This is a genomic window from Rosenbergiella gaditana (genome assembly GCF_018494065.1).
Classification (GTDB): Bacteria; Pseudomonadota; Gammaproteobacteria; order Enterobacterales; family Enterobacteriaceae; genus Rosenbergiella; species Rosenbergiella gaditana.
The window spans coordinates 1-25,633 of the sequence record NZ_JABBFR010000025.1; the positions used below are offsets into that span (position 1 = coordinate 1).

Genomic DNA, 25,633 nt, shown 5'->3' on the forward strand with positions numbered 1-25,633 from the left:
GACGTGACTGGAACCATCGAACTGCCAGAAGGCGTTGAAATGGTAATGCCAGGCGACAACATCAAAATGGTTGTTACCTTAATCCACCCAATCGCAATGGATGACGGCTTACGCTTCGCAATCCGTGAAGGTGGTCGTACTGTAGGTGCAGGTGTTGTTGCTAAAGTTATCGCTTAATCACGATAATATTTGACGTCATGCACATGAAAAGGGCATCATTTGATGCCCTTTTTATTCGCGATGATACAGAACCTGGCTCATCAGTGATTTTTAGAAGCCAAATCATTGTTGAGACAGGCTCTGGGTGACGTTAAACTCCAGATGGTGAATGCCGACTGGGTTGGTTACCTCGCAATGATCGCGAGGTTTAATAGTTTTTGATTTATGGTGGTAGGTTGTTATGAGTGCAAATACTGAAGCTCAGGCGAGTGGACGTGGCCTAGAAATAATCAAATGGGTAGTTGTCTTTGCGCTATTGATTATCGCAATCGCAGGTAACTACTTCTATCGTGAAGTTAATCTTCCACTTCGCGCGCTAGGCGTGGTTGTGATTATCGCGATAGCAGGCGGTATTGCTTTCCTTACGACAGCAAAAGGTAAAGCAGCGGTTTCTTTTGCTCGTGAAGCAAGAACCGAAGTCCGTAAAGTGGTTTGGCCGACCCGTCAAGAGACATTACAGACAACAGTTATTGTTGCGATTGTTACGGCAATTATGTCGCTCATTTTATGGGGATTAGATAGCATCCTAGTCCGCTTAGTATCCTTTATCACTGGTCTGAGGTTCTGAAATGTCTGAAGCACCTAAACAACGCTGGTACGTCGTTCAGGCGTTTTCTGGTTTCGAGGCTCGCGTAGCAGTTTCTCTGCGTGAACACATTAAACTGCACAACATGGAAGAGCTTTTTGGTGAGGTAATGGTACCGACCGAAGAAGTGGTTGAAATCCGTGCAGGCCAACGCCGTAAAAGCGAACGCAAATTCTTCCCAGGCTATGTATTAGTCCAAATGGTAATGAACGACGCAAGCTGGCACTTAGTGCGTAGTGTTCCACGTGTAATGGGCTTTATTGGCGGAACGTCAGATCGTCCTGCGCCTATTAGCGATAAAGAAGTTGATGCCATAATGAACCGCTTGCAACAAGCAGGTGATAAACCACGTCCTAAAACCTTGTTTGAACCTGGTGAGATGGTGCGTGTTAGTGACGGTCCTTTCGCTGACTTTAATGGTGTTGTAGAAGAGGTTGACTACGAGAAGAGCCGCTTGAAGGTATCTGTCTCAATCTTTGGCCGTGCAACACCGGTAGAGCTAGACTTTAGTCAGGTAGAAAAAGCTTAATTAATCAGCGACAGTTGATTGCATAAGGCGCGAAATTTAATTATAATTTCGCGCCTTTTATATTTATGGGGTTTAGGCCCGGTAAATAAAATAACCACGGGAAGCCTTTTTAGGCGCTATACCCAACAGAGGAATTATCATGGCTAAGAAAGTACAAGCCTATGTCAAACTGCAAGTTGCAGCGGGCATGGCAAACCCAAGTCCACCAGTTGGTCCAGCTTTAGGTCAACAAGGTGTTAACATCATGGAATTCTGTAAAGCGTTCAACGCAAAAACAGAAAGCCTAGAGAAAGGCCTGCCTACGCCAGTAGTTATTACTGTATACAGCGACCGCTCATTCACCTTTATTACCAAAACTCCTCCTGCAGCCGTTCTTCTGAAGAAAGCAGCAGGTATCAAATCTGGTTCTGGTAAACCAAATAAAGACAAAGTCGGTAAAGTTTCTCGCGCTCAACTGCAAGAAATCGCACAGACTAAAGCAGCGGATATGACTGGTGCAGACGTAGAAGCGATGACTCGCTCTATCGAAGGTACTGCTCGTTCCATGGGCCTGGTAGTGGAGGACTAAGAAATGGCTAAACTGACCAAGCGCATGCGCAACATCCGTGAAAAAGTTAGCGTCACTAAACAATACGATATCAATGAAGCTGTAGCCCTGCTGAAAGAATTAGCAACGGCTAAATTCGTTGAAAGCGTAGACGTTGCCGTAAACCTCGGTATCGATGCTCGTAAATCTGACCAAAACGTACGTGGCGCAACAGTACTGCCTAACGGTACTGGCCGTAGCGTTCGCGTTGCAGTATTTGCACAAGGTGCAAACGCTGAAGCGGCTAAAGCTGCAGGTGCAGAGTTAGTCGGTATGGAAGATTTGGCTGACCAAATCAAGAAAGGCGAGATGAACTTTGACGTTGTTATTGCTTCTCCAGATGCAATGCGCGTTGTTGGCCAATTAGGTCAAGTTCTCGGCCCACGTGGTCTGATGCCAAACCCGAAAGTGGGTACTGTAACGCCAAACGTTGCTGAAGCAGTTAAAAATGCTAAAGCGGGTCAGGTTCGTTATCGTAACGACAAAAATGGTATTATCCATACCACTATCGGTAAAGTTGACTTCGAGACTGATAAGCTGAAAGAGAACTTAGAATCTCTTCTGGTTGCGCTGAAAAAAGCGAAACCAACCTCAGCGAAAGGTATTTATATCAAGAAAGTTAGCCTGTCTACCACCATGGGTGCAGGTGTTGCAATCGACCAAGCTGGTCTGAACGCATCAACTAACTAAGTTGACATGGGTGGAAATTTGAACTAAAATTTGCGCCCATTCTCTCCTATGGAGAGCGCGGTAACCTGAGTTAATTCGCGTTACTGCAAGATTTTCGGTTGGAGCCTGGCCTTATCCAGGCCTCCGTCCAAGACCGCAGGTGTTTTGAAAAAAACTTAATTTCCTGCGTAGACGGTGACAGAACCTTAAAATTTTTTTCTGGATTCTGCTCACCGTATTTCGCGCTCACTCTGTTTACAGGGTGAGTGATGTGAGTTCTAGGTAGCTATCTATCTAGCTAAATAATCCAGGAGCACAAGCTAATGGCATTAAATCTTCAAGACAAACAAGCGATTGTTGCTGAAGTCAGCGAAGTAGCCAAAGGCGCGCTGTCTGCGGTAGTTGCGGATTCCCGCGGCATTACTGTAGATAAAATGACTGAACTGCGTAAAGCAGGTCGTGAAGCTGGCGTTTACATGCGTGTTGTTCGTAACACCCTGCTACGTCGCGTCGTTGAAGGCACTCAATTTGAATGCTTGAAAGACACGTTTGTTGGTCCAACCTTGATTGCATACTCTTTAGAACACCCGGGCACTGCTGCTCGTATGTTCAAAGATTTCGCGAAAGCGAATGCAAACTTTGAGGTTAAAGCTGCAGCCTTTGAAGGTGAGCTGATCCCGGCGGAACAAATTGACCGTCTGGCAACTTTACCAACTTACGAAGAAGCACTGGCACGTCTGATGTCGACCATGAAAGAAGCCGCTGCAGGCAAACTGGTTCGTACTCTGGCAGCTGTTCGCGATGCAAAAGAAGCGGCATAAGCCGGTTTTTTTATACATCGTGTTTGCTTACGTTTAAACTAATTCTGATTTTTAGGAACAATTGTTATGTCTATCACTAAAGACCAAATCCTGGAAGCTGTTGCAGCAATGTCCGTAATGGAAGTTGTTGAGCTGGTTTCTGCAATGGAAGAAAAATTCGGTGTTTCTGCTGCTGCTGCTGTAGCGGTTGCTGCAGGCCCGGCTGAAGCTGCTGAAGAGAAAACTGAATTCGATGTAATTCTGAAAGCTGCTGGTCCTAACAAAGTTGCTGTGATCAAAGCAGTACGTGGCGCAACTGGTCTTGGCCTGAAAGAAGCTAAAGATCTGGTTGAAGCTGCTCCAGCTGCAATCAAAGAAGCAATCAGCAAAGATGACGCAGCTGCACTTGAAGCTGTTCTGAAAGAAGCTGGCGCTGAAGTTGAAATCAAATAAGATAACCTTCGGGTTACAGTCTGAGTAGTTGCAGACTGATGGCTGGTGACTATAATGGTTACCAGCCTTTTTGCGCTAAAGAGTTAACTTGGTGTTTCGCACTGTGTCTTCCAAGATAACTTTCCAATATCTTTTTCTATCGACGACTTAATATACTGTTATCCCCGCGGGGTTTCCTGTCTCGCAATAGCAACGAAATGATTTAAGAGTGATATAAAGACGTATTGCATCACGGACTTCTTGTTGAGTGATGAAAAAATAATAACAGTGTTGCATAACTGTCCACTAAAACGGACAACGTAGGCCGACTTGTCAGCTAGCTGAGGAACCTATGGTTTACTCCTATACCGAGAAAAAACGTATTCGTAAGGATTTTGGTAAACGTCCACAAGTTTTGGATATACCTTATCTCCTTTCTATCCAGCTTGACTCGTTTCAGAAGTTCATCGAGCAAGATCCCGAAGGTCAACACGGTTTGGAAGCAGCTTTCCGTTCCGTATTCCCAATCCAGAGTTACAGTGGTAGCTCCGAGCTGCAATATGTCAGCTTCCGTTTGGGTGAACCCGTCTTTGATGTACAGGAATGTCAGATCCGTGGGGTGACTTACTCAGCACCGCTGCGTGTTAAGCTACGCCTCGTCATTTATGAACGTGAAGCGCCAGAAGGCACCGTCAAAGACATTAAAGAACAAGAAGTCTACATGGGTGAAATTCCACTCATGACTGATAACGGTACTTTCGTTATCAATGGTACTGAACGTGTTATCGTTTCTCAGCTTCACCGTAGCCCAGGTGTGTTCTTTGATAGTGACAAAGGTAAAACGCACTCATCAGGTAAGGTTCTGTATAACGCACGGATCATTCCTTACCGCGGCTCATGGTTAGATTTTGAGTTCGATCCAAAAGATAACCTCTTTGTTCGTATTGACCGTCGTCGTAAACTGCCTGCCACGATCATTCTGCGTGCGCTCGAGTACACGACTGAGCAGATTATCGGTCTGTTCTTCGACAAAGTGATTTACGAAATTCGCGACAACCGCCTGCAAATGGAACTTGTTCCAGAGCGTCTGCGTGGTGAAACAGCGTCTTTCGATATCGAATCTAATGGCACCGTCTATGTTGAGAAAGGGCGTCGTATCACCGCTCGCCATATTCGCCAGTTAGAGAAAGATAAAATTCAGCATATTGAAGTTCCTGTTGAATATATTGCCGGCAAGGTTGCAGCGAAAGATTATATTGATCAAGCGACCGGTGAGCTCATTGTCGCGGCTAACATGGAGCTTTCTTTAGACCTGTTAGCGAAATTGAGCCAATCGGGTCATAAGCGCATTGAAACACTGTTTACCAATGACTTAGATCACGGTGCTTATATTTCTGAAACGCTTCGCGTCGATCCGACGAGCGATCGCCTCAGTGCGCTGGTAGAAATCTACCGTATGATGCGTCCTGGTGAGCCACCAACGCGTGAAGCGGCAGAAAATCTGTTTGAAAACCTGTTCTTCTCTGAAGATCGCTACGATCTGTCAGCGGTAGGCCGCATGAAATTCAACCGCTCTTTAGGGCGTGATGAAATTGAAGGCGCGGGTATCTTAAGCCATGACGACATCATTCAAGTCATGAAAAAACTGATCGGTATCCGTAATGGTATCGGTGAAGTGGATGATATCGACCACTTAGGTAACCGTCGTATTCGTTCTGTTGGCGAAATGGCAGAGAACCAGTTCCGCGTAGGCCTAGTCCGCGTAGAGCGTGCGGTTAAAGAGCGTCTGTCTTTAGGCGATTTAGAAACATTAATGCCTCAAGACATGATCAATGCGAAACCTATTTCTGCAGCGGTCAAAGAGTTCTTTGGTTCAAGCCAACTTTCTCAATTTATGGATCAGAACAACCCATTATCAGAAATTACGCATAAGCGTCGTATTTCTGCATTGGGTCCAGGTGGCTTGACGCGTGAGCGTGCAGGCTTCGAAGTGCGTGACGTACACCCAACGCACTACGGACGTGTCTGTCCAATCGAAACCCCTGAAGGTCCGAACATTGGTCTAATCAACTCATTATCTGTTTACGCACAGACTAACGAATATGGTTTCCTAGAAACCCCTTATCGTCGTGTGGTAGACAGTGTTGTGACTGATGAGATTCACTACCTCTCCGCAATTGAAGAAGGTAACTTCGTTATTGCGCAGGCCAACACCAATCTGGACGATAACTTTGGCTTTATCGACGATCTGGTAACTTGCCGTAACAAAGGTGAATCAAGCTTATTCAGTCGTGACCAAGTCGACTATATGGACGTTTCTACTCAACAGGTTGTTTCTGTTGGTGCGTCATTGATTCCGTTCCTAGAACACGATGATGCGAACCGTGCATTGATGGGTGCAAACATGCAACGTCAAGCAGTACCTACCTTACGAGCTGATAAGCCGTTAGTAGGTACCGGTATGGAACGTGCTGTTGCGGTTGACTCCGGTGTAACGGCGGTCGCTAAACGTGGCGGTACAGTCCAATACGTCGATGCGTCACGTATCGTGATCAAAGTTAACGAAGATGAGATGTATGCGGGTGAAGCAGGCATTGATATCTATAACTTGACCAAGTACACGCGTTCTAACCAGAACACCTGTATCAACCAAATGCCTTGTGTCTCACTGGGCGAGCCGGTTGAACGTGGTGATGTCTTGGCTGATGGCCCGTCAACTGACCTCGGTGAGTTAGCGCTGGGTCAAAACATGCGTGTGGCATTCATGCCATGGAACGGTTATAACTTCGAAGACTCCATCCTCGTGTCTGAGCGTGTGGTACAAGAAGACCGTTTCACCACTATCCATATTCAAGAGTTGGCATGTGTATCTCGTGATACTAAGCTTGGATCGGAAGAAATCACTGCTGATATCCCTAACGTCGGTGAAGCCGCACTCTCTAAATTAGATGAGTCGGGTATCGTCTACATTGGTGCTGAAGTTAAAGGCGGCGATATCTTAGTCGGTAAAGTGACACCTAAGGGTGAAACTCAGCTGACGCCAGAAGAGAAACTGTTACGCGCAATCTTTGGTGAAAAAGCCTCAGATGTTAAAGATTCATCTTTACGTGTACCAAACGGTGTTTCTGGAACAGTTATCGACGTACAAGTCTTTACTCGTGATGGCGTTGAAAAAGATAAACGTGCACTTGAAATCGAAGAAATGCAGCTGAAGCAGGCCAAGAAAGACCTGTCAGAAGAGTTGCAAATCCTTGAAGCAGGTTTATTCAGCCGTATTCAAAATGTCCTGATTGCTGGCGGCGTTGAAGCTGACAAACTTGATAAGTTACCACGTGAGCGTTGGCTGGAACTGGGTCTGACTGATGAAGAGAAACAAAATCAGTTAGAGCAATTGGCTGAACAGTATGACGAGCTGAAGCACGAGTTTGAGAAGAAACTCGAAGCTAAGCGCCGTAAGATCACTCAAGGTGATGATTTAGCACCGGGTGTTCTGAAAATTGCTAAGGTTTATCTGGCAGTTAAACGTCAAATCCAACCTGGTGATAAGATGGCAGGTCGTCACGGGAACAAAGGTGTTATCTCTAAGATCAACCCGATCGAAGATATGCCATACGATGAAAATGGTACGCCAGTTGATATCGTATTGAACCCACTGGGCGTTCCATCACGTATGAACATCGGTCAGATCCTAGAAACTCACTTGGGTATGGCTGCAAAAGGTATTGGTGACAAAATCAATACCATGCTGAAACAACAGCAGGAAGTGGCTAAATTGCGCGAGTTTATTCAACGCGCTTACGACTTGGGTACTGATGTACGCCAAAAAGTCGATTTAAGTACTTTCTCTGATGAAGAAGTGTTACGTCTTGCTGAGAACCTGAAAAAGGGTATGCCAATTGCAACTCCAGTGTTTGATGGCGCGAAAGAAAGCGAAATCAAAGAGCTGTTGACGCTTGGTGACATCCCGACCTCTGGTCAGATCACGCTATTTGATGGTCGTACCGGTGAACAGTTTGAGCGTCAAGTAACCGTCGGTTACATGTACATGCTGAAACTGAACCACTTGGTTGACGATAAAATGCACGCACGTTCTACCGGCTCTTACAGCTTGGTTACTCAGCAACCGCTGGGTGGTAAAGCACAGTTCGGTGGTCAGCGTTTCGGTGAGATGGAAGTGTGGGCACTTGAAGCATACGGTGCTGCTTATACTCTGCAAGAAATGCTTACAGTGAAGTCGGATGACGTAAATGGCCGTACGAAGATGTATAAAAACATCGTCGATGGTAATCATCAGATGGAACCAGGCATGCCGGAATCCTTCAACGTACTGTTGAAAGAAATCCGCTCGCTAGGTATTAACATCGAGCTGGAAGACGAGTAAGCACTCGATTTTCTACTGGTTACAGGAGAGCTGGCTGCGGGCCGCTCTCCTGAGAAGTCTCACTCCGACGGGAGCTAATCCGTGAAAGACTTACTTAAGTTTTTAAAAGCGCAAACTAAAACCGAAGAGTTTGATGCGATCAAGATCGCCCTGGCTTCGCCAGATATGATCCGTTCCTGGTCTTTCGGTGAAGTTAAAAAGCCAGAAACGATTAACTATCGTACCTTTAAACCAGAACGTGACGGTCTTTTCTGTGCACGTATTTTTGGACCGGTAAAAGATTATGAGTGCTTATGCGGTAAGTATAAGCGCCTTAAACACCGTGGTGTGATTTGTGAAAAATGTGGTGTTGAAGTTACTCAGACTAAAGTACGTCGCGAGCGTATGGGTCACATTGAGTTAGCAACCCCAACTGCACACATCTGGTTCCTAAAATCACTGCCATCGCGTATCGGTTTATTACTTGATATGCCTCTGCGTGATATCGAACGTGTACTGTACTTCGAATCTTATGTTGTTATCGAAGGCGGTATGACTAACCTTGAAAAGCGTCAGATCCTGACTGAAGAGCAGTATCTGGATGCTTTAGAAGAGTTTGGTGACGAATTCGACGCTAAGATGGGTGCCGAAGCAGTTCAAGCCCTGTTGAAAAACATGGATCTTGAGCAAGAGTGCGAGCAACTTCGCGAAGAACTGAATGAAACTAATTCAGAAACCAAGCGTAAGAAGCTGACTAAGCGCATTAAGCTGCTTGAAGCCTTCGTTCAATCTGGAAATAAACCAGAGTGGATGATCTTAACAGTACTGCCAGTTTTACCACCGGATCTTCGTCCATTGGTACCGCTGGACGGTGGCCGCTTTGCGACGTCGGATCTGAATGATCTTTACCGTCGTGTGATCAACCGTAACAACCGTTTGAAGCGTCTGTTGGATCTGGCTGCGCCAGATATCATCGTACGTAACGAAAAGCGTATGTTACAAGAAGCGGTTGACGCATTACTGGATAACGGTCGTCGTGGACGCGCTATCACTGGATCGAATAAACGTCCTCTGAAATCACTTGCCGATATGATTAAAGGTAAGCAAGGTCGTTTCCGTCAGAACCTGTTAGGTAAGCGTGTTGACTATTCTGGACGTTCAGTAATCACTGTTGGTCCATACCTGCACCTGCATCAATGTGGTCTACCGAAGAAAATGGCATTGGAATTATTCAAACCATTTATCTACGGTAAATTAGAATTACGCGGTTTAGCGACAACCATTAAAGCTGCGAAGAAAATGGTTGAGCGCGAAGAAGCAGTTGTTTGGGATATCTTGGATGAAGTTATCCGCGAACACCCAGTGTTACTTAACCGTGCACCAACACTTCACCGTTTAGGTATTCAAGCCTTTGAACCTGTCCTGATCGAAGGTAAAGCGATTCAGCTTCACCCGCTGGTCTGTGCGGCCTATAACGCCGACTTTGATGGTGACCAAATGGCTGTCCACGTGCCACTGACGCTTGAAGCGCAGTTAGAAGCACGTGCGCTGATGATGTCGACCAACAACATCTTGTCTCCAGCGAACGGTGAGCCAATCATTGTTCCTTCACAAGACGTTGTATTGGGTCTGTATTACATGACCCGTGACCGTGTCAACGCAAAAGGCGAAGGCATGGTTCTGACAGGACCTAAAGAAGCTGAGCGCGTATACCGTGCTGGTCTGGCTGAACTACATGCTCGCGTAAAAGTGCGTATTACTGAGTTCACTAAGACTGAAGAGGGCGAATTAGTACCAAGCACTAGCATTGTGGATACCACGGTTGGTCGTGCGATTCTATGGATGATCGTTCCTAAAGGTCTTCCTTACTCAATCGTTAACCAAGCGTTAGGTAAGAAAGCTATCTCTAAGATGCTGAACACTTGCTACCGCATCTTGGGCTTAAAACCAACGGTTATCTTTGCTGACCAAACCATGTACACCGGTTTTGCTTACGCTGCACGTTCAGGTGCATCAGTAGGTATCGATGATATGGTGATCCCAGCAGCGAAAACTGAAATCATTGCTGAAGCAGAAGCCGAAGTTGCAGAGATCCAAGAACAGTTCCAATCGGGTCTGGTTACTGCCGGTGAGCGCTACAACAAAGTGATCGATATCTGGGCGGCCGCTAACGAACGTGTTTCGAAAGCGATGATGGAAAACCTGCAAACTGAAACGGTGATTAACCGTCACGGTGAAGAAGAGCAACAGGTTTCCTTCAACAGCATCTATATGATGGCCGACTCCGGTGCGCGTGGTTCTGCGGCACAGATTCGTCAGCTTGCAGGTATGCGTGGTCTGATGGCAAAACCTGATGGTTCAATCATCGAGACGCCGATTACGGCAAACTTCCGTGAAGGCTTGAACGTACTTCAGTACTTCATCTCGACGCACGGTGCACGTAAAGGTCTTGCGGATACCGCACTGAAAACAGCAAACTCCGGTTACTTGACCCGTCGTTTAGTTGACGTTGCTCAGGACTTGGTCGTTACTGAAGATGACTGTGGAACGCATGAAGGCATCATGATGACGCCAGTCATCGAAGGTGGTGATGTTAAAGAGCCATTACGTGAGCGCGTATTGGGTCGTGTGACGGCAGAAGACGTATTGAAGCCAGGTACTGCTGATATTCTTGTTCCACGTAATACTTTAATGGATGAACACATCTGTGACGTATTGGAAGAGAACTCAGTCGACAGCATCAAAGTACGTTCAGTCGTTAGCTGTGCAACTGACTTCGGTGTGTGTGCAAACTGTTACGGTCGTGACCTTGCACGCGGGCATATCATCAATAAAGGTGAAGCCATCGGGGTTATCGCAGCACAATCAATCGGTGAGCCTGGTACACAGCTGACGATGCGTACGTTCCACATCGGTGGTGCGGCATCACGTGCGGCTGCTGAATCAAGCATCCAAGTGAAGAACAAAGGTACTATCCGTCTAAGCAATGCGAAGTCGGTAACCAACTCAGCCGGTAAACTGGTTGTCACTTCACGTAACACCGAACTGAAGATGATCGACGAATTTGGTCGTACTAAAGAGAGCTATAAAGTTCCTTACGGTGCGGTCATGGCGAAGGGTGATGGAGAGCAAGTTGAAGCGGGTGATACCGTTGCAAACTGGGATCCGCACACCATGCCAGTTATCACTGAAGTAAACGGTTTTGTACGTTTTGTTGACATGAATGATGGTCAAACCATTACTCGTCAAACTGACGAACTGACTGGTCTCTCTTCGCTGGTGGTAATGGACACTGCAGATCGTACCTCTGGTGGTAAAGATCTACGTCCAGCCATTAAAGTTGTTGATGCGAAAGGTGACGATGTCATGCTGCCAGGTACTGATATGCCTGCACAATACTTCTTGCCAGGCAATGCAATTGTCCAGCTTGAAGATGGTGTACAAATCAGTTCCGGTGATACTGTAGCCCGTGTTCCTCAGGAATCTGGCGGTACTAAAGATATTACTGGTGGTCTGCCACGCGTTGCTGATCTGTTTGAAGCACGTCGTCCGAAAGAGCCGGCGATTCTGGCAGAAATCAGCGGTATCATCTCCTTCGGTAAAGAAACCAAAGGTAAGCGTCGTTTAGTGATCACACCAGTTGATGGTAGCGATCCGTACGAAGAGATGATTCCTAAGTGGCGTCAGCTGAACGTCTTCGAAGGTGAGCGTGTTGAACGCGGTGATGTAGTATCAGATGGCCCAGAGTCACCACACGATATCTTACGTCTGCGTGGCGTACACGCGGTAACTCGTTACATCACTAACGAAGTACAAGAAGTTTACCGCTTACAAGGCGTTAAGATTAACGATAAGCATATCGAAGTTATCGTTCGTCAGATGTTACGTAAAGCCACTATTGCCTCTGCAGGTAGCGCCGATTTCTTAGAAGGTGAACAAGCAGAAGTATCACGTATCCTGATCGCTAACCGCGAACTGGAAGCGAATGGTAAAGTTGCTGCAACATTCCATCGCGACCTATTAGGGATTACCAAAGCGTCACTGGCAACTGAGTCATTTATCTCCGCTGCATCGTTCCAAGAAACGACGCGCGTGTTAACTGAAGCAGCAGTGGCAGGTAAACGTGATGAATTACGTGGCCTGAAAGAGAACGTCATCGTTGGACGCTTAATTCCTGCCGGTACCGGTTATGCATACCATCAAGATCGTATGCGCCGTCGCCAGCAAGGTGAAGTCCCTGCTGCACCACAAGTGACTGCAGATGAAGCTTCCGCGAGCTTAGCAGAGCTGCTGAATGCAGGTCTGGGCGGTTCAGACGAGTAATTAGATGTGTTAAGTGAAAACCCTGCTTAGGCAGGGTTTTTTTTATGTCCATTACCCCTATTTCAATCCCTGTTAAGGATCCTGACATGAAGATGCGATGGAAAGTATTACCACTACTCGCAGGGATGTTTTTCAGTACTCTCAGTGACGCCTCAGAGCCGGTACAACGTTTATTCCAGCAATGGCAAGTTACCTGTAATAATTTGAACGACTGTGATGTGCGCAATGCCAATCCAGATGAAGATATTCGTATTATTTTAACTTACCAAGCCGGTCCTAAAGGCGCTATATCCTTAGATATGGCAGGCTATGACAGTGATACACCGGAAGGCATATGGGTGGATGGTAAACGTTGGCAAACCACCTTAGCGTCTCATCAAGCAGATAGCCATCACGATGCTGCAGGCTATTCATCGAATTCTTTGATACAAATCCAAGCGTTTCTTCAGCTTCTGACTAATGCATCGACACTTTCCCTTTCGCAGGAGACTGATGAAGGAACATCTTTGGCTGGATTAATGGCCGCGCTTAATTTTATGGATGAACGGCAAGGACGTATTCATAACCGTACCGCGCTCGTTGCGCCGGGAGAAGAGAATGCTAACGAAGTGCCACACCGCTATGCAATCGAACCGCGTTTTATCGGGCAGGCCAAACCATTAGCCCTAAAAGATCCTAACCACTTAATTGAGACGGTGCTGACGTCTCAGGCACAACTGCTTACGGATCAGGAATGTACACCTGAAGATGAGACACTTCAAAAAAGTCGGGCAAAGCCTCTCGATAATCAGCATGCATTAGTCATGATTAATTGTGTGTCAGGAGCCTATCAATCGTCATCAATATTATTCGTTGTACCGAAAAATCATCCTGAGCGTGCAAAAATGCTCGATTTGCCTATTCCGCTTAGAAATAATCAGGGGGATTTGCAAAGCATCAGCTGGTTTACGGACCCACATTACGAACCTCAACGAGGGCTGTTGTACCATACTGCACGTGGACGCGGGTTAGCGGATTGTGGCGAAAGCGCGGTGTGGCGCTTCAATGGAAAAGTCTTTGAATTAATGAGCTATCACAATCAGCCCACATGTGATGGTGGAGAGCCGGGGAACTGGCCATCAGTGTGGTTAACTCCTGGTTTCAAGGAAACAGAATGAGCCGCGGCCCATCCTGTGAGTCCTTAACGCTGTTTGGTAATAAGTTGCTGAAAAGCGGTCACCGCTGAACGCCAATCAGTGGCTTGAGTGATAGCACTTACTACTGCGATACTGCCGACACCGGTTTGGAGAACATCTTCGGCCCTCTTTATAGAAATACCGCCAATCGCGACCGTCGGAATAGTGCTGAGCTTAGCGACATGCTCAGCAATCTTAGTAATGCCCTGGGGTGGCATTGCCATCTCCTTAGTTTGGGTAGCGAATACCGGACCTAAAGCGATATAAGAGGGCTTAATAGGTAGAACCCGTTCAATCTCTACATCGCTATGGGTGGAAACACCCAGTCTTAGCCCTGCCTTTGCGATGGCCGATAAATCGGCCTCTAACAGATCTTCTTGCCCGAGATGTACGCCATATGCCTGGTATTCAATTGCCAGTTGCCACTCATCATTGATAAATAACCGTGCGTCAAATTTCTTAGCCAAGGCAATGGCATGGCGAACTGCATCACGTTTCTCATCAATAGTAGAGTGCTTAATACGAAGCTGTAGCGTTCGAACGCCCACATTAAGTAGACGTTCTATCCATAGAACGCTATCGACCACGGGGTAGAGCCCAAGTTTGAACGGGACTTTGGGGAAATGCATATTAGTGGCTCCACTCGGTTTCTGGGAGAATTGGGGTATAGATTTCGTCGCCATTATTTTTAAATGGCTCAGCCATACCCTGTATCTTGGCCTCAATATCTTGGGAAAGATGATCATCTCTAGGATTATCCTTCGCAAACTGACGGACTTCTTGACTAATTTTCATAGAACAGAATTTTGGACCGCACATGGAACAAAAGTGAGCGACTTTCCCTGAAGCTTGTGGAAGTGTTTCATCGTGAAATTTCCGTGCTGTATCGGGGTCTAAGGCTAAATTAAATTGGTCTTCCCAGCGGAATTCGAATCTTGCTTTTGACATGGCGTTATCCCTGATTTGTGCGCCAGGGTGGCCTTTTGCTAGATCTGCAGCATGTGCCGCAATTTTATAAGCAATAAGACCCTGTTTTACATCCTCTTTATCAGGCAATCCAAGGTGTTCTTTCGGCGTGACGTAACAGAGCATGGCACAACCTAACCATCCAATAAAGGCTGCGCCGATACCTGAAGTAAAATGATCATAACCCGGAGCAATATCTGTGGTTAAAGGGCCTAATGTATAAAAGGGGGCCTCTTCACAATGAGCCAACTGTTCAGTCATGTTACGTTGGATCATGTGCATGGGAACATGACCTGGGCCTTCAATCATCACCTGTACATCGTATTCCCAGGCAATTTTCGTTAGCTCACCTAATGTTCTTAGCTCGGCGAATTGCGCATCATCATTTGCATCCTGAATCGAGCCAGGGCGTAGTCCATCGCCTAAAGAGAGTGATACATCATAGGCCGCACAAATTTCACAGATTTCACGAAAATGTTGGTAAAGGAAATTTTCTTGATGGTGCGATAAGCACCATTTTGCCATGATGGAGCCACCTCGTGAGACAATGCCGGTGAGACGTTTCGCTGTCATGGGTATATATCGTAATAATACCCCAGCGTGAAGGGTAAAATAATCCACGCCTTGTTCTGCTTGTTCAATAAGCGTATCGCGAAACAGGGGCCAGTTGAGGTTCTCCGCGATACCATTGGCTTTTTCTAATGCTTGGTAAATAGGGACGGTACCGATAGGCACTGGGCTATTACGTAACAGCCATTCTCGAGTCTCATGGATATTACGGCCAGTTGACAGGTCCATGATAGTGTCAGCCCCCCAACGGGTAGCCCAGACGAGTTTCTCGACCTCTTCTTCAATTGACGAGGTGACGGCTGAGTTACCGATGTTAGCATTCACTTTGACTAAAAAATTTCGACCGATAATCATCGGTTCTGACTCGGGATGGTTGATATTAGCCGGTATAATGGCTCGTCCAGCCGCCACTTCCTGGCGTATAAATTCAGCTGTGATTTCTCGTGGGGTCTGTGAGCAGAATGGTGCACCAGGGTGTTGTCTCAATAATTCACTTTCGGCAAGGGTAGCCCGGCCTAAGTTCTCCCTTACGGCAATAAATTCCATCTCTGGAGTGATAATACCACGGCGAGCGTAGTGGAGCTGCGTGACACGGACTCCCTCACTGGCTTTACGGAATTGAAATGGTTTTTGAAAACGGATCGTTTCCAGGGTTGCGTCCGATAAGCGCTGCTGAGTATAGTCAGAGGCAGTATGCTTGATTGCCTCTGAGTCTTCACGCTCAGCGATCCATCTTGCGCGTAGTGGTGTAATGCCATCGTGAACATTAGGTGATGAAGAGGGATCGCCAAAAGGCCCAGAGGTGTCATAGATCGGAATCGAAGGGTTTTCTTCGTAAACAGAGGCATCACTATTTAGCGTGGGTGAGAGGTGGATCATTCTCACTGGCACACGAATATCGTCCCGTGGACCTGATAGCCACTCTCGTGTAGAGTTGGGAAAGGTTGCCCCGGTCAAAGATTGCAGGAATTGCTGCGCTTGTTGGCGTTTTAAACGGCGTGATGAAATTTCAGACATAGCAGTTTCTCGACATTGAAAGAAAAATGCTTGTCCGGAGTTCGGAAGGAGCAATATACCTTGAAATAGGAGGAAACGGATCAAGGCAGGGGATTGACTCTTGTTCCCTTCGCAGGTACTAACCTGATCAGGTTCCGCGGATCCCGAATTAACGGTCTCAGCCCAATTGGGCACTCCGACAAGATAAATAAGCTAACTTCGCTTTTTAAAGGAGAATGTGGTTCTCCTCACTGCACCATAACCTTATTCAGAATAATTCACAACAGCAGTCATTAGCTATCGAGCATCCCGGATGAGAGACGTTCTACCGGTTTTGCCGTTTCGGCAGCTAACTGACTGGTACTTGCTTGTGCAGTGGATGTGTGAGAACCGACTAGTTCGGTTGAGAGCAGCATTTTGTCCTCAAGATCAAAAAGCGCATCAAGTTGCATACCCACTTCTGAAATTACATTACGTAATTTAGGGATCTCGCCATTAGAAATAGCAGGCTCTAAATAGGTATCATAGAGCGCGAGTAAAGTGTGAGTACTGTCTTCCAATTGAGGATATAACACGCTAATCAAATTTTGCTGAGCTTGTGAAGCTAACAGCATTTCGATTTGTTGGTAGTGTTTAAAGTGCCCAGAAGAGAGGTAATCGACTAAGCGCTGGCAGAAAGTATCCAAAACCACTTCGTCACACTGCTCACTGCTATTCTTCTGTGGGGTGAGTCCAATTAATTGGTAGTAAGCAACCAATAATTGACGGCGGCTAGCAAGCCATTGATCAATCATTGGGTGGCTTACCGTCATTTTTTCGTTTAGGTTAGCTAATTTAGTCAGCATATCAGGCTGCTCCGAACAAGGTTAATGAACTAAGCGTAGACTATATTAATCAATTCACCTGACTTTTAGGAGGCATTGCGTGGTTCAGTACAATGAAAAGGTAGAGCAAGAGGGCTGGTGGGTGGCTAGTGAGGGGCGGAATCTATGGTTACCCAATGGTCAGCTCCCCTATGGAAAGGCTAGTGACCTGGGCTTGAACACAGAGCACGCGAAACAAATAGGCGAATATCAAGGCAAACCTTGCTGGTTAATTTACCATCAACAATCAACAGATATGGAGAATGTTCGTCGTCTTTTGGGCGCGGATAGGCAGCTTTTTCAACTCGCCGGCCGTGGTATTCAATTAGCTGAATTTTATCGATCTCATCGTTGGTGTGGCTATTGCGGCGCCAAAATGAATCGTTCAGAGAAAGAATTCGCCTGCCTGTGTGATCAGTGTGGTGAGCGTTATTACCCGCAGATCGCTCCTTGCATCATTATTGCTATTCGCAAAGGTCGACATATTTTATTAGCTCAACACCAACGCCATAAACAGCCGATCTTCACGGTATTAGCGGGTTTTGTTGAAGCAGGGGAAACGCTTGAAGAGTGCGCACATCGTGAGGTAATGGAAGAGAGTGGTATCAAAATAAAAAATCTTCGCTATGTAGCCTCTCAACCATGGCCATTTCCCCATTCCTTAATGTGTGCCTTTACCGCGGAGTATGACAGTGGTGAGATTGAAATAGACCCCAAAGAGCTAAAAAGTGCTGATTGGTTTGATGTGTCGCAGTTACCGAAAATACCTGAGATTGGGACGATTGCTCGTCGTCTGATTGAGGACACTGTCGTCCTTTGCCGGCAAGACTAACGTAAAGCTGATCTCACACAATATTCTCGCTACCGTTTTACGGTATTACCTATTCGCCATGCGTAATGACCAATTCACTCTCTTATGGGTGCTATGGGGAACATGGGCGATTTTACTGATCACCTATCTTTCCCCTCATTTTTCTCTCGTTAACTGGGTACAGCTTGCTACGTTATGGGTAGCGATATGTAGCACAGTGGCGATCTATTTTCGTCCGCGAACAAAAAGAGTAATTATGTTTAAAGCTAAAAAGAAAGCCGATGTATTCGACTCAAGTAAAAACGACACAAGTCCTCCGATGGCTGAACTCGCTCAGGTAAAAGAAGAGCGTACCGTTAAAGAGACCTTAATTGCCAAAGGGACGATCCTTACCGGTGAAATCAGCAATGACTCCGATGTGTTAATTGAAGGGAGCGTAATCGGCGATATTCATAGTAGCCGGTCAATCCGTATTGGCAGAGAAGGGAGGGTACAAGGGACACTCACGGCTGAGAAGATAACCATTAATGGCTATTTACAAGGTCGATGCCAAGCGACGGCAGTGAAGATTCTGTGTCAAGGCCGGTTAGATGGCGACATCCACGCGAGCGAATTATCGATTGATCGCGGAGGAATTTTCAATGGTAATTCACAATATTCTGTTGAAAAAGCAACTAAAGATGTAGAGAAAGCGACTAAAGAGAATGTGACAGCGCTACCTAAATTAGTGGCAGGTTCTCTGAATGCTCAGCAGTAAAAAAACACTGTGATAAGCGGTAGGTTAATGGCGAAGGAGTGTAGCCGCCAATAAATAATTTAGCCTGTAGTGCCCACGAAGTTTTTAAATAGCTGTTACACTAGGCGTAGACAAAAGAGAGCCTAGAAAATGAATGAATTAAAAAACGATCGCTATTTACGCGCATTGTTGCGCCAACCTACAGACATAACACCTGTTTGGATGATGCGCCAAGCGGGACGTTATCTACCAGAATATAAAGCTACTCGTGCTGTAGCTGGCGACTTTATGTCGCTGTGTAAAAATGCTGAGCTTGCTTGTGAAGTCACGCTACAGCCGTTACGCCGTTTTCCGTTAGATGCCGCAATTCTCTTCTCTGATATCTTAACTATCCCTGATGCGATGGGTCTTGGCCTTTATTTCGAGGCAGGAGAAGGGCCACGGTTCAGTTCTCCTATTCAAACTATTGCCGATGTTAAAAAACTCCCCATTCCTGATCCTGAACAAGAATTAGGTTATGTCATGAATGCTGTGCGGACTATCCGCAAAAATTTACAGGGTGAAGTCCCCTTAATCGGCTTTTCTGGCAGCCCCTGGACGTTGGCGACCTATATGGTGGAAGGGGGCGGGAGCAAAGCTTTCACTAAAGTTAAAAAAATGATGTATGCCGAACCGGCAGCGCTGCATTTAATGCTGGAGAAAGTCGCGGAGAGCGTAACAAGTTATTTAAATGCTCAAATTAAAGCCGGTGCGCAATCGGTAATGATATTTGATACCTGGGGTGGGGTGCTGACAGGGAGAGATTATTTGGAATTCTCCTTACACTATATGCACAAAATAGTTGATGGTTTAATTCATGAAAATGAAGGGCGTCGCGTTCCGGTGACACTATTTACTAAAGGCGGCGGACAGTGGTTAGAGCACATAGCAGACACCGGGTGTGACGCCATCGGACTCGACTGGACTACGCGTATAGATGAAGCAAGACAACGAGTTGGACACCGCGTTGCATTACAAGGGAACATGGATCCTTCTATTCTCTATGCTCAACCGGCACGTATCGAAGCTGAAGTACAAACCATCCTAGAGCAATATGGTCAAGGAAGCGGACATGTGTTTAACCTAGGCCATGGTATACACCTTGACGTGCCGCCAGAAAATGCGGGTGTCTTTGTCGAGTCAGTTCACCGTTTATCCGTGCCTTATCATCGCTAATGAGAGGTGTTGACCTTGCGCAATTGAAGGCCTTGCAGCAGCAATATGCTGGCAAGGTTGTTCAATACGATATGCACAAAACCTTCTCCCCGCGGTTTATTGCGGGGGGAGATGTTGGGTTTGAAGCACAAGGAACTGTGGCGCGGGCCGCTATGGTTATCATGACATGGCCTGAACTCGAGCTGGTGGAGTATCAGGTCGCGCGAGTACCTGTCACCCTTACTTATATTCCGGGTTATCTCTCATTTAGAGAGTGCCCTGCCTTAGAAGCGGTATGGCAGATGCTGACCATTAAGCCAGATTTACTTTTTATTGATGGACAGGGCATTGCCCATCCGCGAGGACTGGGGGTTGCCAGCCATTTTGGACTGTTCGCAGACATCCCTACTATTGGTGTAGCGAAAAGCCGGCTTTGTGGCGAATATGCTGAATTAGGTTCAGAGCCAGGCTCCGCAGTCGCTTTGCAATATCAAGGGCAAACGATAGGCTCGGTTTTACGGAGTAAGCTGCGCTGTAATCCACTCTTCATTTCAGTTGGGCATAAGATTAGCGCAGCTTCAGCATTAGCGTGGACCCAACAATGCCTACGGGGGTACCGTCTACCCGAACCTACTCGCTGGGCGGATGCCGTTGCTTCAAATAGGCCAAGTTTCCAACGATGGTTAGCCCGACAATAACACTGATAAACGCGTTAAATTACGTTACACTGTGTGAAGCGATTTTATGATGAGTATCCTGCATGTTACGTAACCCAATCCATTTACGTTTAGCCAAGCTTGAAAGCTGGCAGCACGTCACCTTTATGGCATGTCTGTGTGAACGTATGTACCCTAACTATCAAATGTTTTGCCACAACACCGGTTTTGCTAATGCACAACTTTACCGCCGGATCCTAGATTTAATTTGGGAAACGCTGTTAGTTAAAGATGCAAAAATTAATTTTGATAGCCAGTTAGAGAAGTTTGAAGAAGCGATCCCCTCCGGCGAAGATTTCGAGGTTTATGGTGTTTATCCGGCGATTGATGCATGTGTAGCGTTAAGCGAGTTAGTTCATTCTCGTTTAAGTGGCGAAACATTGGAGCATGCGATTACCGTCAGTGAAACCTCTGTGACCACCGTTGCAATGCTGGAGATGACTGAGAGTGGTCGTGAATTAACGGATGAAGAGCTGAAAGAGAACGTTGCGGTTATCGATGAGTGGGATGCCCAATGGGAGATTTTCCGCTTATTGGCCGAGTGTGAAGAACGTGACTTAGAGCTAATCAAAGGGCTTCGCCAAGACTTACGCGAAGACGCAATAAGTAATATTGGTGTGTTTTTTGAGCAATAAAGCTAAGAAATTTGGTCTCAAAGCCAAATAACCTGTACTGAAGGCTTCACAATAGACCCCTGTCTAGTCTACATTTGAGGGGCTAATCTTGAGGCTATCAGAACGCGGAGGCAGAAAAGGGTTTATCGATTCTTTTTGCACTCGTGACTGGCAAGCGATAAATACACACTAAGGATAACTTATGAACAAGACTCAACTGATTGATGCGATCGCCGAAAAAGCGGATCTGTCTAAAGCCCAGGCTAAAACTGCACTGGAATCGACTCTTTCTGCGATCACTGAGTCTCTGAAAGAAGGTGATGCGGTTCAGCTAGTAGGATTCGGTACTTTCAAGGTTAATCACCGTGCAGAGCGTACTGGTCGTAACCCACAAACCGGTAAAGAGATCAAAATTGCTGCAGCAAATGTTCCTGCATTTGTTTCTGGTAAAGCTCTGAAAGATGCTGTGAAATAATCGCATCTTAACAGTGATAAGTTTGATCGGAAGGGGAGCTCTCCCCTTCTTGATCGGTTCCTTACTCTAACCCTATTCACTGAAGAGATCGCTATGCGCTTGTTCTCTTATCGATCCTTATTCATCCTTCCGCTTTTTTGCTCCCTCTGTAGCTGCGCCTTATTTCAAAAGAAACCTGAAGCACATGCAACTGGCTATTTGGCAGATCGTGGAGTGGTACGTATTTGGCAACATACGACATCATCTGGATACACAACGCTACAAACCATCTTTACCCCATTCGATGGTTCAAATGAATCAGAAGCGCTTTATCATTGGGATCAAGAGTCATTGGTTAGTGTTGCGAAACAGTCCCTACAGGGGCCAGAGAATAGCTTTTCAGCGCGTTTTAGTCGGAGAGATGGAACAACCTCATTTATGCAGCAGAAGTCTGCAATGTCTCGCCAGTCGCTGACAGTGAATGAACTTGAATTCGCTAAGTTCGAGGCACAACGTATGGTAGAGGTCAGTCGAGACCTGATCAGTGGTAGGGTAGTATTACATCAAGGGCGTTGGTTGTCGGTGCAACACGTTGAGACTTGTGACGGCACGTTAGCGCAGTTTCAGTTTAATAACAGAGAGAATCAACGGCTGAGCAGTTTGTCACAGCAATCGCCAGCTTATGTTGCATGGATTGAAGCACCAGAAGGGCAACAGGTATTATTGATGACTGCTCGGAACCTGTGTGAGCAACAGCCAAATTATTCAAAAAAATAGAGGCTAGTTGTGCTAGCCCCTATTAAGACCTACGCGCGATTTATGGCACGATAGCCAATATCTTGACGATAGAAACTGCCTTCCCAGCTGATCTGGCGAGTAAGTTGATATGCGTGTTTTTGAGCTTCAGCGATGGTGCCACCAAGCGCTGTCGCACACAGTACTCGCCCTCCGGCAGTTGTCACATCATCACCGGTTAACACGGTACCTGCATGAAAGACTTTGGCATCTGTGTGGTCAGGCTGAGGTAGCCCTTTAATGATATCGCCTTTACGGTAGGCTTCAGGATAACCGCCCGCCGCGATAACAACGCCAAGCGCCGCCCGCACATCCCAAACGGATTCAACCTGATCTAAACGTCCCGTACTGCCCGCTAAGCATAATTCAACTAAGTCTGACTGTAGACGCATCATGATAGGTTGCGTCTCAGGATCACCAAATCGACAATTGAACTCAATAACCTTTGGTTGTCCGGTTGCATCAATCATTAATCCCGCATAAAGGAAGCCCGTATAGCGATTTCCTTCTTGGGCCATACCTTTCACGGTAGGCCAAATAACTTGGTCCATGACACGCTGGTGGATTTCATCGGTAACGACTGGGGCAGGGGAATAGGCACCCATTCCACCTGTATTCGGGCCAGTATCGCCATCGCCTACCCGCTTGTGGTCTTGGCTTGTTGCCATCGGCAGGACATGCTCACCATCTACCATCACGATAAAGCTTGCTTCCTCACCCTCAAGGAATTCTTCAATCACGATACGGTGCCCGGCATCACCGAAGGCATTGCCCGCTAACATATCTTTTACTGCGGCTTCCGCTTCTTCCAGAGTCATGGCGACAATGACCCCTTTGCCCGCGGCTAAGCCATCAGCCTTGATAACGATTGGGGCGCCTTTCTCTTGTAGGTAGGCTAACGCTGGCTCGATATCAGTAAAGTTTTGGTAGTCTGCGGTCGGAATTTGGTGGCGTTCTAAGAAATCCTTAGTGAAAGATTTGGACCCTTCGAGTTGCGCTGCGGCTTGTGTTGGACCAAAAATGGTTAAGCCTTCACGTTGAAAAGCATCAACAACTCCCAGAACGAGTGGCGCTTCAGGGCCAACAATCGTTAAGCCAATATTCTCGCGTTGTGCAAAAGCAACTAACGCAGGAATATCAGTTGCCTCAATCGCCACATTTTCTAGCATCGGTTCGAGTGCCGTACCGGCATTACCGGGTGCCACAAAGACTTTAGTTGCTAACGGGGATTGCGCGGCTTTCCATGCCAGAGCATGCTCACGGCCACCATTACCGATAATTAGAATATTCATTATTTACTGACCTCGTCTTTAGTGGCGGAAATGCCGCATTCCGGTGAAAATCATCGCAATATCGTGTTCGTCGGCTGCGGCGATCACTTCTTCATCACGAATCGACCCGCCTGGTTGGATCACACAACGTATTCCTACTGCAGCGGCTGCATCAATACCATCGCGGAAGGGGAAGAAGGCATCTGACGCCATTGCTGAACCACTGACCTCTAAACCTTCATCCGCAGCTTTAATACCCGCAATTTTCGCTGAATAGACGCGGCTCATTTGGCCAGCACCAATACCGATAGTACGATTATTTTTCGCGTAGACAATTGCATTTGATTTCACGAATTTTGCGACTTTCCAGCAGAATAGCGCATCACGTAACTCTTCTTTAGTTGGCTGACGCTTGGTGACGATGGTTAATTCGTTTTCGTTAACCATGCCTAGGTCACGATCCTGAACTAATAAGCCACCATTTACTCGCTTAAAATCATAACCACTTTGACGTTGTTGCCACTCTCCACAGGTGAGGACGCGAACATTCTGTTTCGCTGCAGTAATAGCCAATGCTTCCGTACTTGCAGTAGGGGCGATAATGACTTCAACAAATTGGCGGCTAATAATTGCTTGCGCCGTCGCGGCATCTAACTCACGGTTAAAGGCAATAATGCCACCAAAGGCAGAGGTCGGATCTGTCGCATAAGCTAAATCATAAGCTTGTAATAAATCGCGCGCTGTCGCAACGCCACAGGGGTTAGCGTGTTTAACGATGACACAGGCAGGCTGCTCAAACTCTTTGACACACTCAAGCGCAGCATCAGTATCAGCAATATTGTTATACGAAAGGGCTTTCCCTTGATGCTGTACGGCCGTTGCGACGGAAGCTTCTGAAAGACTGTCTTCTATATAGAAGGCAGCCTGTTGGTGACTGTTTTCACCGTAACGCATATCTTGTTTCTTGATAAGGCTAAGGTTCAAGGTCCGAGGGAACTGTCCAGAAGGTGTTTTCTCTTCGCTATGATAAGCAGGTACCAAGCGCCCAAAGTAATTAGCGATCATCCCATCGTAAGCCGCGGTATGTTCAAATGCTTTGATAGCAAGGTCGAAGCGTGTCGCTAAGCTTAAGCCTTGCGCGTTGTCGGCTAATTCTTTTAATAGGGGAGTATAGTCAGTGCTATTAACTACTATTGCGACATCTTTATGGTTCTTCGCGGCGGAGCGGACCATAGTAGGGCCACCAATATCGATGTTCTCGACAGCGTCTTCAAGGCTGCAATGTTCATTAGCGACTGTTTTTGCGAAAGGGTAGAGGTTTACCACAACCATGTCGATAGGCTGAATCTGGTGTTCTGCCATCACCGCATCGTCTTTATCGCGGCGTCCAAGAATGCCACCATGAATTTTGGGGTGTAATGTTTTAACGCGCCCATCCATCATTTCTGGAAAGCCGGTATAGTCTGATACTTCTGTAACGGTTAAGCCTGCTTCTGCCAGTAAGCGAGCTGTACCACCAGTAGAAAGAAGTTCAACACCATGTTCAGAAAGGCCTCGTGCAAAGTCGACGATCCCTGTTTTATCAGAGACACTAAGTAAAGCACGGCGTACAGGACGATGTTGCATAATAGAAGTAAACCTCTGGAGTTACAGTTTGAAAGATAAAAGCATCGGCGCCTTTATAATTAACAGGGGTATATTGTAGCGAAAACGTTTGCGTGGATCTCGCGTTAAATGATTTTTTTAACCCTTTGTGAGTAAATCTGTGGATAACACAGTATAAATAGCTGTTTTGCTGTGGAATGCAGCAGTCAGTCAGTTTTTATTAAAAAAGGTATTGCGCCTTTTTCTGAACTCCCTATAATGCGCATCCACTGACACGGCAAAGCACGATACGCAGCGCGGTGACAGGGACTGAAGCGATTCGGTCCAGGAGAAAAAATCAAAATAATGATTGACTCCTGAGGT

General features: G+C 46.6%; 22 protein-coding genes and 1 riboswitch. Of the genes, 17 read left to right on the plus strand and 5 right to left on the minus strand.

Translation table 11 applies throughout. The features are described from left to right. The 10 genes from HH682_RS13850 to HH682_RS13895 all read left to right on the plus strand — a co-directional run. A partial coding sequence (locus tag HH682_RS13850; RefSeq protein WP_476705556.1) for an EF-Tu C-terminal domain-related protein occupies positions 1–177 on the plus strand: 177 nt, incomplete at its 5' end. 223 nt (positions 178–400) lie between these two features. Beyond that, on the plus strand, positions 401–787 hold the full coding sequence (gene secE / locus HH682_RS13855; protein ID WP_214238121.1) for a preprotein translocase subunit SecE: 387 nt from the start codon (positions 401–403) through the stop codon (positions 785–787). A 1-nt stretch (position 788) separates the two neighbouring features. Further along, entirely contained in the window at positions 789–1,334 is a 546-nt protein-coding gene (gene nusG / locus HH682_RS13860) for a transcription termination/antitermination protein NusG (RefSeq protein ID WP_048912868.1), read from the plus strand. A 139-nt stretch (positions 1,335–1,473) separates the two neighbouring features. Continuing rightward, a complete protein-coding gene (gene rplK, locus HH682_RS13865; protein WP_214238122.1) occupies positions 1,474–1,902 on the plus strand; it encodes a 50S ribosomal protein L11 in 429 nt (142 codons plus the stop codon). A 3-nt stretch (positions 1,903–1,905) separates the two neighbouring features. Continuing rightward, on the plus strand, positions 1,906–2,610 hold the full coding sequence (rplA, locus tag HH682_RS13870) for a 50S ribosomal protein L1 (RefSeq protein WP_214238123.1): 705 nt from the start codon (positions 1,906–1,908) through the stop codon (positions 2,608–2,610). Between the two features lie 302 nt (positions 2,611–2,912). Next, positions 2,913–3,410 (plus strand): 50S ribosomal protein L10, encoded by a 498-nt coding sequence (rplJ, locus tag HH682_RS13875; RefSeq protein WP_214238124.1) that lies wholly within the window; start codon positions 2,913–2,915, stop codon positions 3,408–3,410. A 66-nt stretch (positions 3,411–3,476) separates the two neighbouring features. Then, complete coding sequence (gene rplL / locus HH682_RS13880) at positions 3,477–3,842, plus strand: 50S ribosomal protein L7/L12 (protein WP_214238125.1); 366 nt, start codon at positions 3,477–3,479, stop codon at positions 3,840–3,842. Positions 3,843–4,173: 331 nt separating this feature from the next. Further along, positions 4,174–8,202: a DNA-directed RNA polymerase subunit beta gene (gene rpoB / locus HH682_RS13885; RefSeq protein WP_214238126.1), complete on the plus strand. Its 4,029-nt coding sequence runs from the start codon at positions 4,174–4,176 to the stop codon at positions 8,200–8,202. Between the two features lie 81 nt (positions 8,203–8,283). Beyond that, positions 8,284–12,504, plus strand: a complete 4,221-nt coding sequence (rpoC, locus tag HH682_RS13890) for a DNA-directed RNA polymerase subunit beta' (RefSeq protein WP_214238127.1) — start codon at positions 8,284–8,286, stop codon at positions 12,502–12,504. A gap of 86 nt (positions 12,505–12,590) precedes the next feature. After that, entirely contained in the window at positions 12,591–13,661 is a 1,071-nt protein-coding gene (locus HH682_RS13895; RefSeq protein WP_214238128.1) for a DUF1176 domain-containing protein, read from the plus strand. Between the two features lie 23 nt (positions 13,662–13,684). Here HH682_RS13895 and thiE read toward each other — a convergent pair whose 3' ends face one another. The 3 genes from thiE to rsd form a co-directional block, all read right to left on the minus strand. Beyond that, positions 13,685–14,308, minus strand: a complete 624-nt coding sequence (thiE, locus tag HH682_RS13900; protein WP_214238129.1) for a thiamine phosphate synthase — start codon at positions 14,306–14,308, stop codon at positions 13,685–13,687. 1 nt (position 14,309) lies between these two features. Then, positions 14,310–16,232 carry a phosphomethylpyrimidine synthase ThiC gene (gene thiC, locus HH682_RS13905; RefSeq protein ID WP_214238130.1) on the minus strand — a complete coding sequence of 641 codons (1,923 nt, stop codon included), beginning with the start codon at positions 16,230–16,232 and terminating at the stop codon, positions 14,310–14,312. 87 nt (positions 16,233–16,319) lie between these two features. Next, positions 16,320–16,420, minus strand: a riboswitch (TPP riboswitch). 84 nt (positions 16,421–16,504) lie between these two features. Beyond that, a complete protein-coding gene (rsd, locus tag HH682_RS13910; protein WP_214238131.1) occupies positions 16,505–17,056 on the minus strand; it encodes a sigma D regulator in 552 nt (183 codons plus the stop codon). 79 nt (positions 17,057–17,135) lie between these two features. Between rsd and nudC the strand changes: the two genes are divergently transcribed. From nudC to HH682_RS13945, 7 genes are all read left to right on the plus strand, one after another. Continuing rightward, positions 17,136–17,906, plus strand: a complete 771-nt coding sequence (nudC, locus tag HH682_RS13915) for an NAD(+) diphosphatase (protein WP_214238132.1) — start codon at positions 17,136–17,138, stop codon at positions 17,904–17,906. Positions 17,907–17,964: 58 nt separating this feature from the next. Then, complete coding sequence (locus HH682_RS13920; protein ID WP_214238133.1) at positions 17,965–18,642, plus strand: bactofilin family protein; 678 nt, start codon at positions 17,965–17,967, stop codon at positions 18,640–18,642. Between the two features lie 129 nt (positions 18,643–18,771). Continuing rightward, on the plus strand, positions 18,772–19,836 hold the full coding sequence (gene hemE / locus HH682_RS13925; protein WP_214238134.1) for a uroporphyrinogen decarboxylase: 1,065 nt from the start codon (positions 18,772–18,774) through the stop codon (positions 19,834–19,836). Continuing rightward, positions 19,836–20,513 (plus strand): deoxyribonuclease V, encoded by a 678-nt coding sequence (nfi, locus tag HH682_RS13930; protein ID WP_214238135.1) that lies wholly within the window; start codon positions 19,836–19,838, stop codon positions 20,511–20,513. Before hemE ends, nfi begins: the two co-directional genes overlap by 1 nt. A 62-nt stretch (positions 20,514–20,575) precedes the next feature. After that, entirely contained in the window at positions 20,576–21,166 is a 591-nt protein-coding gene (locus HH682_RS13935) for a YjaG family protein (protein ID WP_214238136.1), read from the plus strand. 181 nt (positions 21,167–21,347) lie between these two features. Then, positions 21,348–21,620: a nucleoid-associated protein HU-alpha gene (gene hupA, locus HH682_RS13940; protein ID WP_048911275.1), complete on the plus strand. Its 273-nt coding sequence runs from the start codon at positions 21,348–21,350 to the stop codon at positions 21,618–21,620. Positions 21,621–21,713: 93 nt separating this feature from the next. After that, positions 21,714–22,376: a DUF1481 domain-containing protein gene (locus HH682_RS13945; protein WP_214238137.1), complete on the plus strand. Its 663-nt coding sequence runs from the start codon at positions 21,714–21,716 to the stop codon at positions 22,374–22,376. Between the two features lie 29 nt (positions 22,377–22,405). Here HH682_RS13945 and purD read toward each other — a convergent pair whose 3' ends face one another. Then, positions 22,406–23,686: a phosphoribosylamine--glycine ligase gene (gene purD / locus HH682_RS13950; protein ID WP_214238138.1), complete on the minus strand. Its 1,281-nt coding sequence runs from the start codon at positions 23,684–23,686 to the stop codon at positions 22,406–22,408. Positions 23,687–23,704: 18 nt separating this feature from the next. After that, positions 23,705–25,294: a bifunctional phosphoribosylaminoimidazolecarboxamide formyltransferase/IMP cyclohydrolase gene (gene purH, locus HH682_RS13955; protein ID WP_214238139.1), complete on the minus strand. Its 1,590-nt coding sequence runs from the start codon at positions 25,292–25,294 to the stop codon at positions 23,705–23,707. Positions 25,295–25,633: the final 339 nt, after the last annotated feature.

What these genes read in the sequence shown, in the direction of transcription:
- rplK (WP_214238122.1), top strand. Translation starts at nt 1,474, where the DNA reads ATGGCTAAGAAAGTACAAGCCTATGTCAAACTGCAAGTTGCAGCGGGC.
- purD (WP_214238138.1), bottom strand. Translation starts at nt 23,686, where the DNA reads ATGAATATTCTAATTATCGGTAATGGTGGCCGTGAGCATGCTCTGGCA.
- rplL (WP_214238125.1), top strand. Translation starts at nt 3,477, where the DNA reads ATGTCTATCACTAAAGACCAAATCCTGGAAGCTGTTGCAGCAATGTCC.
- HH682_RS13920 (WP_214238133.1), top strand. Translation starts at nt 17,965, where the DNA reads ATGCGTAATGACCAATTCACTCTCTTATGGGTGCTATGGGGAACATGG.
- rplJ (WP_214238124.1), top strand. Translation starts at nt 2,913, where the DNA reads ATGGCATTAAATCTTCAAGACAAACAAGCGATTGTTGCTGAAGTCAGC.
- hupA (WP_048911275.1), top strand. Translation starts at nt 21,348, where the DNA reads ATGAACAAGACTCAACTGATTGATGCGATCGCCGAAAAAGCGGATCTG.
- thiE (WP_214238129.1), bottom strand. Translation starts at nt 14,308, where the DNA reads ATGCATTTCCCCAAAGTCCCGTTCAAACTTGGGCTCTACCCCGTGGTC.
- nfi (WP_214238135.1), top strand. Translation starts at nt 19,836, where the DNA reads ATGAGAGGTGTTGACCTTGCGCAATTGAAGGCCTTGCAGCAGCAATAT.
- thiC (WP_214238130.1), bottom strand. Translation starts at nt 16,232, where the DNA reads ATGTCTGAAATTTCATCACGCCGTTTAAAACGCCAACAAGCGCAGCAA.
- hemE (WP_214238134.1), top strand. Translation starts at nt 18,772, where the DNA reads ATGAATGAATTAAAAAACGATCGCTATTTACGCGCATTGTTGCGCCAA.
- rplA (WP_214238123.1), top strand. Translation starts at nt 1,906, where the DNA reads ATGGCTAAACTGACCAAGCGCATGCGCAACATCCGTGAAAAAGTTAGC.
- HH682_RS13895 (WP_214238128.1), top strand. Translation starts at nt 12,591, where the DNA reads ATGAAGATGCGATGGAAAGTATTACCACTACTCGCAGGGATGTTTTTC.
- rpoB (WP_214238126.1), top strand. Translation starts at nt 4,174, where the DNA reads ATGGTTTACTCCTATACCGAGAAAAAACGTATTCGTAAGGATTTTGGT.
- HH682_RS13935 (WP_214238136.1), top strand. Translation starts at nt 20,576, where the DNA reads ATGTTACGTAACCCAATCCATTTACGTTTAGCCAAGCTTGAAAGCTGG.
- rsd (WP_214238131.1), bottom strand. Translation starts at nt 17,056, where the DNA reads ATGCTGACTAAATTAGCTAACCTAAACGAAAAAATGACGGTAAGCCAC.
- secE (WP_214238121.1), top strand. Translation starts at nt 401, where the DNA reads ATGAGTGCAAATACTGAAGCTCAGGCGAGTGGACGTGGCCTAGAAATA.
- HH682_RS13945 (WP_214238137.1), top strand. Translation starts at nt 21,714, where the DNA reads ATGCGCTTGTTCTCTTATCGATCCTTATTCATCCTTCCGCTTTTTTGC.
- nusG (WP_048912868.1), top strand. Translation starts at nt 789, where the DNA reads ATGTCTGAAGCACCTAAACAACGCTGGTACGTCGTTCAGGCGTTTTCT.